This window comes from Paenibacillus sp. P13VS, from assembly GCF_015143645.1.
Lineage (GTDB): Bacteria > Bacillota > Bacilli > Paenibacillales > Paenibacillaceae > Paenibacillus > Paenibacillus xylanilyticus_A.
Window position 1 is genome coordinate 378,255 of sequence record NZ_WYEV01000003.1, and the last position, 12,486, is coordinate 390,740.

At 41.6% G+C, this 12,486-nt stretch carries 14 protein-coding genes; 4 read left to right on the top strand and 10 right to left on the bottom strand.

Going from position 1 to position 12,486, the window contains the following annotated elements; genetic code table 11:
* Positions 1–129: 129 nt before the first annotated feature.
* Both GUA98_RS06725 and GUA98_RS06730 read right to left on the bottom strand, forming a co-directional pair.
* Complete coding sequence (locus GUA98_RS06725; protein WP_193722491.1) at positions 130–1,542, bottom strand: NAD(P)-binding domain-containing protein; 1,413 nt, start codon at positions 1,540–1,542, stop codon at positions 130–132.
* Between the two features lie 64 nt (positions 1,543–1,606).
* Positions 1,607–2,035 carry a MarR family winged helix-turn-helix transcriptional regulator gene (locus GUA98_RS06730; RefSeq protein ID WP_193722856.1) on the bottom strand — a complete coding sequence of 143 codons (429 nt, stop codon included), beginning with the start codon at positions 2,033–2,035 and terminating at the stop codon, positions 1,607–1,609.
* Positions 2,036–2,196: 161 nt separating this feature from the next.
* Here GUA98_RS06730 and GUA98_RS06735 point away from each other — a divergent pair, with 161 nt between their 5' ends.
* Complete coding sequence (locus tag GUA98_RS06735; RefSeq protein WP_193722492.1) at positions 2,197–2,685, top strand: arsinothricin resistance N-acetyltransferase ArsN1 family A; 489 nt, start codon at positions 2,197–2,199, stop codon at positions 2,683–2,685.
* A 653-nt stretch (positions 2,686–3,338) separates the two neighbouring features.
* Here GUA98_RS06735 and GUA98_RS06740 read toward each other — a convergent pair.
* The 3 genes from GUA98_RS06740 to GUA98_RS29430 all read right to left on the bottom strand — a co-directional run bounded on the left by GUA98_RS06740 (position 3,339) and on the right by GUA98_RS29430 (position 5,519).
* Positions 3,339–4,172 (bottom strand): amidohydrolase family protein, encoded by an 834-nt coding sequence (locus tag GUA98_RS06740; protein ID WP_193722493.1) that lies wholly within the window; start codon positions 4,170–4,172, stop codon positions 3,339–3,341.
* Between the two features lie 372 nt (positions 4,173–4,544).
* Entirely contained in the window at positions 4,545–5,315 is a 771-nt protein-coding gene (locus GUA98_RS06745) for a glycosyltransferase (RefSeq protein WP_321573840.1), read from the bottom strand.
* A 54-nt stretch (positions 5,316–5,369) separates the two neighbouring features.
* Positions 5,370–5,519: a hypothetical protein gene (locus tag GUA98_RS29430; RefSeq protein WP_227779456.1), complete on the bottom strand. Its 150-nt coding sequence runs from the start codon at positions 5,517–5,519 to the stop codon at positions 5,370–5,372.
* 328 nt (positions 5,520–5,847) lie between these two features.
* On the opposite strand from GUA98_RS29430, the gene GUA98_RS06750 reads away from it, so the two are divergent.
* Together GUA98_RS06750 and GUA98_RS06755 are read left to right on the top strand one after the other, a co-directional pair.
* Entirely contained in the window at positions 5,848–6,018 is a 171-nt protein-coding gene (locus tag GUA98_RS06750) for a hypothetical protein (protein ID WP_167301697.1), read from the top strand.
* Positions 6,019–6,029: 11 nt separating this feature from the next.
* Positions 6,030–6,209 (top strand): H-type small acid-soluble spore protein, encoded by a 180-nt coding sequence (locus GUA98_RS06755; protein WP_110821305.1) that lies wholly within the window; start codon positions 6,030–6,032, stop codon positions 6,207–6,209.
* Positions 6,210–6,625: 416 nt separating this feature from the next.
* On the opposite strand, the gene GUA98_RS06760 is transcribed toward GUA98_RS06755, so the two are convergent.
* The 4 genes from GUA98_RS06760 to GUA98_RS06775 form a co-directional block, all read right to left on the bottom strand.
* Positions 6,626–7,585, bottom strand: coding sequence for an L-threonine 3-dehydrogenase (locus GUA98_RS06760; protein WP_193722494.1), 960 nt, complete (start codon positions 7,583–7,585; stop codon positions 6,626–6,628).
* Positions 7,586–7,624: 39 nt separating this feature from the next.
* Positions 7,625–8,815, bottom strand: coding sequence for a glycine C-acetyltransferase (locus GUA98_RS06765; protein WP_193722495.1), 1,191 nt, complete (start codon positions 8,813–8,815; stop codon positions 7,625–7,627).
* Between the two features lie 565 nt (positions 8,816–9,380).
* Complete coding sequence (locus GUA98_RS06770; protein ID WP_193722496.1) at positions 9,381–9,749, bottom strand: nuclear transport factor 2 family protein; 369 nt, start codon at positions 9,747–9,749, stop codon at positions 9,381–9,383.
* A gap of 421 nt (positions 9,750–10,170) precedes the next feature.
* Positions 10,171–11,052: a LysR family transcriptional regulator gene (locus GUA98_RS06775; protein ID WP_193722497.1), complete on the bottom strand. Its 882-nt coding sequence runs from the start codon at positions 11,050–11,052 to the stop codon at positions 10,171–10,173.
* Between the two features lie 161 nt (positions 11,053–11,213).
* Here GUA98_RS06775 and GUA98_RS06780 point away from each other — a divergent pair, with 161 nt between their 5' ends.
* Complete coding sequence (locus GUA98_RS06780) at positions 11,214–12,053, top strand: SDR family NAD(P)-dependent oxidoreductase (protein WP_193722498.1); 840 nt, start codon at positions 11,214–11,216, stop codon at positions 12,051–12,053.
* A gap of 123 nt (positions 12,054–12,176) precedes the next feature.
* Here the strand turns inward: GUA98_RS06780 and GUA98_RS06785 are convergent, their stop codons facing one another.
* A complete protein-coding gene (locus GUA98_RS06785; protein WP_227779457.1) occupies positions 12,177–12,428 on the bottom strand; it encodes a hypothetical protein in 252 nt (83 codons plus the stop codon).
* Positions 12,429–12,486: the final 58 nt, after the last annotated feature.

Consider the following 12,486-nt stretch of genomic DNA (forward strand, 5'->3'; position numbering starts at 1 on the left):
TGTCGGCTTCATTTAATAATATAAGCATATAACAAACTACTTATATAAGCAATGACGAATATAAGGTGTTTTGGTGCATCAAAAAAGCTACTGCATCACGATTCGGATGCAGTAGCTCTAAATTTTTGATTATCCGCAGCAGGAATTTGATCCTACTTTTTCCGTTTTCGAAGGTGAGCAGCAATCCGAAGATGCTTCCTTCACCTGAACCGGTTCACAGCAGCTGTCCGTGCTACTGGCACCTAGACTGCAAACTCCCGTCTCCGGCAGTTCCAGTTCTACTTTTTGTGCTGACTCCATATCTCCCACTAATGCAGCTACAATGGATCTGACTTGCTCAAATCCCGTTGCCATGAGGAAAGTTGGCGCTCTTCCATAACTTTTGGCACCTACGATATAAAAGTCCTTTTCTGGTTGACGGAGCTCTTTTTCGCCATGTGGTCGAACTGTTCCGCAACTGTGGATGTTGGGATCAATTAATGGCGCAAGCTCATAAACACATTCTAAGCTTGGGTCCGTTAATACCCGTACTTCTCGCACCATCGATAAGTCAGGGCGAGAACCTGTGTTACCTACAATTTCATCGATGTGATCAATAACCATCAGTTCATCTTTAATGGTTCCGGAAACCTGGATCTGTTCACCTTGTTTTTGAAGTTTATCAATATGGAATGCCGTTAGGACCTTTACGGCACCGGATTCAACCACTTTTTGAATTCGAGTACCCAGTTCACCTCTTGCCTGAAGCCCATCCAGTTCTCGTCCGCCATAAACATCCTCGATATTTGCTTTACGAACAGCCCACACAATCTCAGTTCCTGATTCTTCTTTTTGAAGCTCTACAAGTTCAAGCAACGTGTTAATAGCAGAATGCCCGCTTCCTACAACAAGCACCTTCTTGCCGCTATATCGATTTCTCTCTTTTCCTAATACAGCAGGGATACCGTATGAAATGTTACTTTTAAGTGCTTTTTCCTCTTCTGAAAATATGCCATCTGAACGAAGAGGGTTGGGATTGGACCATGTACCCGTGGCATCGATAACAGCCCGCGCTTCATAAATAAGTGAAGATCCGTTTTGTTCAACATGAATCACGAACGGGAGTTTCTCACGCCCATTTGTTTTCACTTTACTTAACCCTTTACGACTGATCGCAGTAACTTTTGTATTCAAATGCACATTTGGACTTAATTCAGGCAGCGCAGCCAAAGGTTTTAGAAAATGCTCAACAATCTCCTTACCCGTTGGGATCTTTTCGTTTTGTGGAGCAACCCAATTCGACTTTAGCAGTAACTCTTTAGCAGCTTTATCGATGTTATACTGCCATGGCGAGAACAGTCGTACATGTTCCCATTTTCGAATGTTTGCCCCCACTTCATCTCCAGCTTCAAATAACATAAACGGCTCACCTTTTGAAATGAGTTGTGCTGCTGCCGCAAGACCAACCGGTCCAGCTCCAATGATCGCAACAGGTAATTTGCCCTTCTCTTGTACTGGTGCTTCGCAGCAGCTCGCTTGGTTCACAGGGATATGTTTAATCATCTTTGTTTCCTCCTCATAATTAGTTGCATTTTGCAAGTATTATATTAAATAAATGGGATAAGCCTTATCCCATTGGTGTACAGCATACGCTGGATTTTGCCATACTTTCGTTTAGCAGTTTGACGGCATTGATGACCATATCTCGTTCGAATTCAGACATATGCGAAAAGACTTCTTTTAAATAATCATTCATCTGCTCATCAATGACCGTAGCAACAAACTTACCTTGTGTAGTCAAAGATAATATGTAAATCCGTCGATCTTCAGGTAAGGGCGTTTTTTGAACCAACCCCAACTTTACGAGACTTTGAACCTGGCGGCTAAACGTCGTGATGTCAATGGAGAGTGCATCTGCCACTTGCTGAATGGATGGATTATGCCTACGATCAATTTCATAAATGATATGACTTTGAACAAGTGAAATATCCAACCCTCCTGCGGTACAGCAGTTTTTATCCAATAATCCAAAACGCCTTGTCATGATCTGAAACATCTCTCTTACGTTGTTTTCCAATTACCTCACCTCTTATTATAGTTATACCCTAATTATTTGCAAATTGCAAATGTTTTTTTATTTATTCTATCCCCCTTCCCATTTCAAATTACATTGTGATATATAAACATATACAAAAACAAAACATAGGAGTGATCAACATGGTAATTCTTCGGCAAGCTACTGAAGTGGATTTGAGAAGCATTCTGACTATTTATAACCAAGGTATTGAAGACCGCATTGCAACGCTTGAAACACAAATAAAAGACGAAGCTTACATGTCTGAATGGTTTAACAAGCACCAGGGGCGTTACTCTGTGCTTATAGCCGAACAAAATGATCAAGTAGTCGGTTGGGCTTCTATCAATTCGTATAACGCTAGAAGCGTATATGACGGTGTCGGTGATCTCTCCATTTATATTCATCGTGACCATCGCGGTAAAGGGGTCGGAAAACAGTTACTTCAGAGATTAGAGGAAATCGGTAAGCAGAATAACTTTTATAAGTTTGTTCTTTTTACCTTTACATTTAATATGCTTGGTCAGAGCTTATATCACAAAGCCGGATACCGAGAAGTTGGTGTATTTCAGAATCAAGGCATTCTAGAAGGGGAATTTGTAGATGTGATGGCAATGGAGAAAATTTTATAAGTGCTGCAAAAGTTGTACCTTGGTTCACAAATTACCCGAATATGATACATTAAACTAACCTTCCCTTTAGTTTAATGTATTAAAGGGCAAGACGACGATTAGATATACGCCTAATCGACAATCGGACTATGTTCTTATCCAATACGGTAATCGGTACAAGTTCTTGTCATTGGCTTGGGACAAGAATTTGTACCGATAAAATAAAAAAGCCGCTAAATTAGCGACTTCAATGGGTATATGTTCTTGTTTCTCGGGAACCTCCTTCATCATAGACACAGACACAGTGATATCCGGAATCAGTCAGATTGATTTTGATCAGCTCAGATATGTTCTTCTCATCTTCCACAATAAGAATATTTATCATTTTGTAGTTCACGTTTATCCAAACACCTTTTTAGTAAAAGGGCGCCGGACCCGTGTTCCTTTCCCCCAACTTCAGCCTGGTCAGGTATATCATTGATCGTAGCTTCACAATCATTATAGTTATACTCCCGTATTGTATCATAATTGCATCATGCAGCAGCCCGCACCGGTTTAATAAAAAGACCAAGAAACCTTTTATCAAAGGTTCTCGGCTTTTCTGATAACAAGCTCTGTATTGAAATACTTAGTGGAAAATTGAATAGTAAACATAGCATTTTGTGCGATCTGAATTATCTTAATTTATAGAATGTTCTTGCATTCTCTCCAAACAGACCGGACCGGTTCTCTTCCACCCATGATTGTGGAATTGTATTATTCAAGATACCAAGAACATCATCGTAGCTTGCAGCTAGCAAACAGACCGGCCAATCCGAACCAAACATAATACGCTCCGGACCAAATATACGAATAATTTGTTCAATATACGGCTTAAAATGTTCCACATCCCAATGATCATGATCAGCTTCGGTTACCATTCCAGAAATTTTACAATAGATTTTTGGATGTTTTGCTATCTCTCCCATCAGGAATTCCCATGGCTCAAAAAGATGTTCCTTTATACGAGGCTTACCGATATGATCAATAACCCCTCTTAAGTCAGGAACCTCTTTGAGAAGTTCATTAAGTACACCCAGTTGATTTTCTCGGACAAGAATATCTATAGGGATATCCAAGGATGCATAGTATTTAAGCGCTTCCAAATATGGTTTTTCAAGCACACGGCTGACATCAACCATCTCCTGCAACATCAGGCGGAAGCCAACGAACTTCTTATGTTTACGGAAACGATCGAAATGTTCCTTATGCGATGGAGTAAATAAATCTAGCCAACCTACTACACCCAATATCGAATCCGACAGATTGGCCAATTCCAACAAATATTCGCTTTCTTCAATAGTAGGTGCGGCCTGCACAACTATTGTTCCGTCGATGTTATGCTTCTTTAAGTGAATTTCATAATCTTGTGGCAAAAAATCTCTGTATAAAATAGGTAATTCTTTATTTATCCAGCCATAATCGTTACGTGATATTGACCAATAATGCTGATGAGCATCAATTCGCATAATAAACTCACTCCCTCTCGTGGTGCTTTAATTTTACACACCTATAATGAGGATAGGAAATATCTAATTCTTGCAAGTTTATATCCAATGATGATGTTATATATCAATAACTTGTACACTATGAGGGGGGATTTACATGGATCCTTTTCGTCGGTACAAGTTCTTGTGCTCAACAGCTAGTTTCAGACCGATACTTCTCTTTTTACCCCGATAAATCTAAGTGGTTAGTTTAATGAAATAGATCAAATATTTATACTAGACAGTTTCACCTTGTTCCCAATCGTTCTCCGAAATGGAACAGAGTTTTTCCCTTCAGAGAACGATTGTAGCCTTATCCAACCACTTTAATTCTATCGATAATATAGCGCACAGTTAGAAAAAGCGGTTCAGGATCTGTTCGATGTCATTTGGCTCTGTGATCTCAGGACCGAAAGCAGCTTTAGGTTGTTTATTGTTATTCCAAGGCTCCAACGTACAAGCATCATGAACATTTGCTATTTTCCAGGTCAGTGCATTGGCAAAAGTTGTACCTGTGTTCTGTCCATGAATATGATTAATCCATATTGGTTCTTTGATATGAATGAATTCCCTGGGAACTTTAAATGCATCACGCCAGGTATAACGGGCCGCTTGTCCTCTCAAATACTCGTCTACCTTGATAATAGTTACACCGTAGCTGGGAAGCCAGAAAAAAAATTTTCCTAGCCGCTTTTGTACCGAGTCGTAGATGTAACCGTATTGCGGTATTAAGGCAACGGTATCTTTGTGAGGTTTGTAGGCGTGCAGCTTTTTGATAAAATCTTGGTGATACATATCGTCACTGGACAGATACACGCGGTACAAATACTTGAACTTTTCAATATCTCGCATAATATGAGACTGGTAATCTTTAGGTGTTACAAAGCAGATATGGGAAGGCAGGGAAGGATACTTTTTTAGTATCTCATTTATAAGCTTCTCAGACTTCGGATCATATAGCACATAGCAGGTAAAATCCTGAGAAGATTGAAGGAGTAGGCTTTTGAGTGCAAATTTCATGAATAAATTTATTCTGTATTCTATCCATCGAGTGGTCAGTCGATCCGCTGTCGCTCCCCAGTTATTAAAGAGCATTTCAACAATGAGTTTTTTTTCCTTAGACACGCGCTTGGCCCTCCTTTGATGTTCAGGAATGATCTATTCAGACCATGAATTCCCTTAATACCAGTTCAATCTCGCTTCCATGAGGATTAGGAAATCCTGAGACAGTTCAGCGTATATCTGCGAAAATGTCCATTCTCCGCTCCAACCATTCCCTGTCAGACGCTTCTGGTCAAAACCGTAGTTGTTGAAGTTAATCTCAATCACAACTTTCTTGTCATATCCGCCTCCTCTTAAAATCTTACAACCCTTCCTGTCAAACGAACTTACTGTCTTTATCCAATTCTGCCACTCTATAAGTTATGAAAAACTAAACAAGACGTAACGGACAATTGAACTGATCTTGATGAAGATATGGGGTAAATACCCCACAAGTTTAGACCCAGTGTAAAAAATAGCATGAAAACTTCCAAATTTTACAGCACTAAAATCGAATGGCAGTACATGAAAAACTTTTGCATAAGCTCCTACTGTTTGGTGCAATGTAGTGGTACAGAGATTATAAAGATCTTATTACAACCATGGAGGGATCGTTTTGACTAAGAGCAAACAGCAACAAGAGGCGCATGGAATCGGACAGATCGAACAGCAGCTGAATCATCAGATGGAGGCGGCTGCAGAAATTCAAGGACAATCGAAACTCGACCAAGAAATTAAAAAAGCCACACACCGTCATCTTGATCAATCGAACAAGCTTTCAGAATAAGGAGAATTCTCATGAACAAACAAAGAGCGATTGAAATTTCGGAATCGGCCATTATGAAAAATGTAACCTACCAGGATGCCCCTATCGTAATCCAGCATGTGAATGAGGATGAAACGGCTCGAATCTATCCGATCGGAAACTCGGAGCAGGAAATGACTGTTCCTTTGTCCAGTCTGACTGAGTATCCTTAAAATGCGACGGATTAGGAACGCGATCACCTTTCAGCACACCCTTAAATCTTATTGGTGTACAATAAAACCGGAGCATTTAAGCTCCGGTTTTCAAAACATCAGATAAATTTTTTTCATAATTAAAATGAATGTGAAGGCACCGATTTTTCCTTCTGATGTGCCAGAATCACCGTGCTTATTTCGTGTCTTAAACTGCGTGACAGCATACATACAAGTCACAGTCTTTGGCTGGGATAAGAAATTGTACCGATAAAAAAGCCGCTAAAATAGCGACTTGGATTGGAACAAGGTTGTTGTACCCCATTTGACGATTGACGTTGTTCTTCACTTCATTTTATCCGGGTAACGCCAAACCTCCCCTTGGTGCAGATTTTTTTGTATTTCTACTCGCTTTGCACAGTGAATTTATATTAACTTTAAGCTTTGCGGAGCATTTGTCTCTTGCTTAGCTGCAATAGCATATCTTTCGTCATGGCCTTCAGGTCGTAGCGGGTGTGAAATCCCCATTCTGTTTTCGCTGCCGTTGCATCAATGGAATGCGGCCAGCTATCGGCAATGGCCTGCCTCTTCGGATCAACGTCATAATCGAGGATAAAGCCGGGAATCTCTTCCCGAATCGCTGCAGCGATCGCCTCCGGATCCACGCTCATTGCGGTGACATTAAAAGAATTTCGGTGTATCAATCGGCATGAATCCGCTTCCATAAAATCAATGATAGCGTTCAGGGCATCCGGCATATACATCATGTCCATGTTTGAGTCTTTGGCAATATAAGATGTATATCTGCCAGCTGTCACGGCTGCGTAGTAAATTTCCACTGCGTAATCTGTCGTTCCTCCGCCGGGAGGCGTCATATAAGATATCAAACCAGGGAATCGCAGCCCCCTAGTATCCAGGCCGTATTTGTGAAAATAATAATCACAAAGCAGTTCGCCGGACACCTTGTTCACGCCGTACATCGTATTGGGCCTCTGGATCGTATCCTGCGGGGTGTTGTCTCTCGGAGTCGAAGGGCCAAAAGATCCAATCGAGCTTGGAGTGAAAAATTGGCAACTTAGCTCCCTGGATATTTCGAGTGCATTCATTAATCCGCCCATATTCAAATTCCAAGCAAGCAAGGGTTTCTCCTCTGCGGTAGCTGACAGCAGCGCAGCCAAATGAATGATGGTATCCACTTCGTATTGCTTGGCGATTTCGAACATCGCCTTAGCATTCGTCACGTCCATCAACTCGAATGGCCCGGATCGGGTAATTTCGTGGGATGATGACCTGAGATCCGTAGCAACGACATGATCCGCTCCATAAATTTCACGTAATTTAACGACTAACTCAGAACCGATTTGTCCCAATGCTCCGGTCACCAATATCTTCTTCATAAGACATTCCTCCCGAAAGATATACTCCCGTGAATACAGTTAAATCAACTTCATTTCCTTGCCAACTTGCTCATATGCATAGATCACCTGATCAAGCATCTCCCTGGTATGAGCAGCTGTCGGCATGTTGCGTATTCTTCCAGTTCCTTTTGGAACTGTCGGAAACACGATGGCCTTAGCGTACACGCCTTCTTCATAGAGTCGTTTGCTGAACTGTTGGGCGGTTACTTCATCACCAATGATACAAGGGGTGATCGGTGTTTCGCTTTGGCCCACATCATATCCAAGCCGGCTCAAGCCATTTTTCAAGTCATTGCTGTTCTCCCATAGCTTCTTGATCAGATCAGTGTCATTCATCAGAATGTCGACAGAAGCGCTGCAAGCAGCAATTGCAGCCGGGGGCAGCGATGTTGAGAACAGAAACGGACGACTTCTCAGCTTCAACCATTCGATCAGTTGCTTTCTACCTGCCACATAACCTCCGACAACCCCGATCGCCTTGGAGAGTGTACCAATTTGAAAGTCAATGCGGTCGGACAATCCAAAATGTTTTACAGTTCCCGCACCTGCTCCAAGAACGCCCGAACCGTGGGCATCATCTACATAAGTGATTAGGTCGAATTCTTCTGCTATTTCCACGATTTCGGGCAGTTTTGCTATATCACCATCCATGGAAAAAACCCCGTCGGTGATGACCATAATTTTATGATACTGACCGGATTCCTTGGCTTCTTTCGCCTGCCGCCTTAAATCATTCATATCCGAATGCTTAAAGCGAATCACCTTGGCTCTAGATAGGCGGCAGCCATCAATAATTGAAGCGTGGTTAAGTTCATCGGATAAAATCGCATCATGCTGATCCATTACCGCAGATATAGCAGCCATATTGCAGTTGAATCCCGATTGATACACGATAACGGCTTCCGTTTTTTTGAAACGGGCCAGTTTTTCTTCAAGCTCCATATGAAGATCCATCGTACCATTAATGGTTCTCACAGCCCCTGCCCCTGCCCCGTATGTCTGCGCCGCCTTAACTGAAGCATCAATCAGACGGTGATCTGTTGCCAAGCCCAAATAGTTATTAGAAGACAAATTGATTAAGGACTTTCCGTCAATACGAATAACAGGACCATTTGCCCCCTGCAGTGTATCGATGAAGTTATATAGACCTTTATTCTTTAGATCTTCGATGTTCGAACTTAAAAATTGGTCCAATACTTGACTTGACATTCGATTCCCTCCTCGATATACGATTGTCCTCATACAGGAGACATTTAATTCTTCGAAAAAGTGTTGTTACAAAGGGGGTTAGACTGATTTCAATGTAGCATCTTTTTCATTCTTTGTACACATATGGAGGACAAAAACCAAAAAAATACGCAAATATACATAGTGACTAATCGCCCATCCCCGGAGCAATCGCTATCATTTTTGTTTATATCTTTTGCTGTTCAGTAACTTCTTGTGCAGCATTTATTTCTTTTGTTTATTCCTTTAAATCAATCGATTTACCTTCAGTCCAAACGAGATTCTTCCGTGGCCAATGCAATGTGATGAGTCCGTACGGGAGCGCTTGCCGAAGTTAGGCTTGCCTCACCCTTAGATATCCATCTAATCCGGAAAAGGACTATATTCTTGTCCATTCCGGTAATCGGTATACGTTTTTTCCTTAACTTGGTCAAGAACTTGTACCGATAAATGTACCGATAAAATAAAAAAGCCGCTAAAATAGCGACTTTCAATGGGACAATGTTCTTGTCCCTCGACAACGTCGTTCACTGATACTTAGACACATTTAATCAATCTTACATGGTCTAAAAGTTTCATGTGTAGCTTCATACTCTTCTATTAATCGGATTTTATTTCCATCAAATCTAATCATTGATATACCATCAAATGAATAAAGTTGTTTTTCTTTTGCTTTAAAATACCATTCTACAAAAAATAAGGTTTCATTTACTTGATGAATATCTTTTATCTTCCATTCTAAGACAACTTGCTTCAGTAACATTTTTTTGATCCACAAATGGACTTCCTCTATCCCTACATACATTGCTCCATAACATTCGCGGTAGATAATATCATCAGAAAAATACGTATCTAACAACGTAAAATCTCTAGTTACCCACATAAAGAAATATTTTTTTATAATGTCTTCTTTCATAAGTGCTCCTATATTTTTTAATTAAGCGCAGTTCTTAACTAGGTTTTGAATCTATTATATCAAATGAACAAAAAAAGGATGTACAAAAGTCATACGAACGCATAAGTTTCACGTTGTCCGCATGGTAAATCAAGCGAAGTACTTACTAACATGGAAAAGGTAACGCTTGACCGAGCGATAACAGACAGAACGCATACCTTAATTACCATGATTGAAAAGTCAAGATTACAAAGGAACTTCAACCAGCGTTTGAACCTCTTACAGGAGCTTTTCTGGTGACCTCAAATGCGGTCAGTTAGATGTTACAGGCCACAAAAGATATCGGCGATTACTTATCCCTGAATTTTTGCATCATCCTAAGCTTTGGGCACTGGGACCTAAGGGCATTCGTCTATAAAGCTTCTGCCAGCAAAACATTACCTTACATTTCTTTTATAATTTCTAAGAATTGACTCACTTTCTTGGATGGATGTAATGGATATATTAAACCATATGGAACTACGAAATCTAAATCACTAGGGATCGTCACCAAGGATGGATGAATATCTGCCCACGCCTCCAACGTTAACATAACTGTATTACTTTCCTCACAGCGATTAAACACATCAAGATCATAGAGACGCGGAACATCTTTTATTTGGATTTGAGGATGTTCCGTTTTTAGGAAATCACGTAGGTCATGAATGACGGCACTATTCCCACCATTCACTACTGCCAATCTTTCCCCATACAAATCTTTGACAGAAAGTGTTTTTCTTGAAGCCAGCCTATGTTGCCGAGATACGGCAAAGCAAACGCGGTAACTCCCCAGTTCGAGTACACGGTAGTAATCTTTCAAATTATCTGTAAGAAATGGCCCCGCAATGATATCGAGTGATTGGCCAATCATGCGGTAAGTGGTTGGGAGTGTATGTGCGTCATCTTCGAAATGAACGATGTTTATACCAAATTGAGGGTAGCGGTCGCTAATCCCATTCCACAAATCAATTAAAACCTTACAGGGATTAAGCATAGAAGTACCCACGCGAACAACATGCCGATCGGCCTGTGCAGAGTGATGCATGCGAATAAGAGATTCTTGAAAATACTGCAGCATATATTCCGCATCTTTGATAAAAGCTGTTCCTGCCTTTGTGAGGCTAACACCGTGGTTGGTACGGATAAAAAGTGGGACTCCGGTTTGCTTTTCCAACAAATTCATTTGTTTCATCACAGCGGTTGAAGAGATAAAAAGCTTTTCGGCTGCCTTAGAAAAACTTCCGGACTCCGCCACTTGAACAAACGTCTTTAATTGCTCAATCATTCAGGCAGGCTCCTCCTTTTGCATAAACCATAAGTTAATACCATGCTAACTTATTTGAAATTCCGTATCAACCTGCTAAACCGTAACATTATAGAAGAACGAAAGAGAAAACAGAAGCTTTAAAAATACTACACACAAGAACTGTATTGGAGGATAATACTATGGAAAACAAAGTCTGGTTCATTACAGGAGCCTCTCGCGGATTAGGGCGCATTTGGGCGGAGGCTGCACTCTCTCGCGGGGATAAGGTTGCCGCGACTGCTCGAACACCCGAAAATATCGCCGACCTTAAGGAACGTTTTGGAGACACTGTTCTCACCCTAGCGCTCGATGTAACAGATTCCCAGCAGGTCGAGCATGTCGTTCAGCAGGCTCATGCGCATTTCGGCAGGCTGGATGTGGTCTTAAACAACGCCGGTTACACCCTGGTTGGCACGACTGAAGAGGCTGACGAATCCGACGTACGCGAACTATTTGACACCAATTACTTCGGTACGCTTCATGTGATCCAAGCGGCCCTGCCTCTGCTTCGACTACAGGGCAGCGGGCACATTCTCGGCGTCTCAAGTGCCATGGGGATTGTTGCAGCTCCGCTCATCGGCTTCTATTGCGCGTCCAAGTGGGCAGTCGAAGCATTGCACGATAGCCTCGCTCAGGAGGTTAAAAGCTTCGGCATTAAGGTCACTTTGCTCGAGCCGGGTGCCTTTGCAACTGACTTTGGAAGCCCCCTTTCCATGAAGACATCACAGGGATTGGAAGTTTACGCTGAACTTCGAAATCAGGTGTCCCTTCGTTTATCGACAGAAGAACGAGGCGATCCGAATGCGACGGCCGATGCGATTCTTCGAATCATAGACGCCGAGGAGCCACCTCTGCGCTTTGCGGTCGGCGCTGGGGTCTTGCCTTTGGTGCGCGGAGTCTATGCTGATCGTTTAGCTACTTGGGAGACATGGGAAACTGTTTCGAACGGAGCACAAGGAACACCGAAAAGCCACCGTTAGATTTGTAATTAGCAAAAGGTAAAGAGACAAGGGGCAGCTGCCGACAAAGCAGTCTGTCCCTTGTTTCTTTACGATACTTCCAAGTGAGCCGATACGTATACTTAAATTGAACTAAACTACCCGTTAGTTTAATGAATTGAAGGGCAAGATGACGATTAGATACACGCCTAATCGGCAATAGGAACATGTTTCCATCTCATTGCTCCTTTCCCTTTTGATTTGTTCTTCTCGAACTTTGTCAAACAATTCATGTTCTGCTCTTGCTTCTTCTAATGCACTTGTTTGTTCCTCCGCTTCATCCGATTGCTTTTGTTTACTTACCTGTTTCACTTGAGTAATTTTATTTATTGATTTCTTGGTATTTTCTTTACTCAAGAGATAGTCAGTGTACACGAAGACAGGATCGTCCCAAATTGTATAATGGATTAGCTTT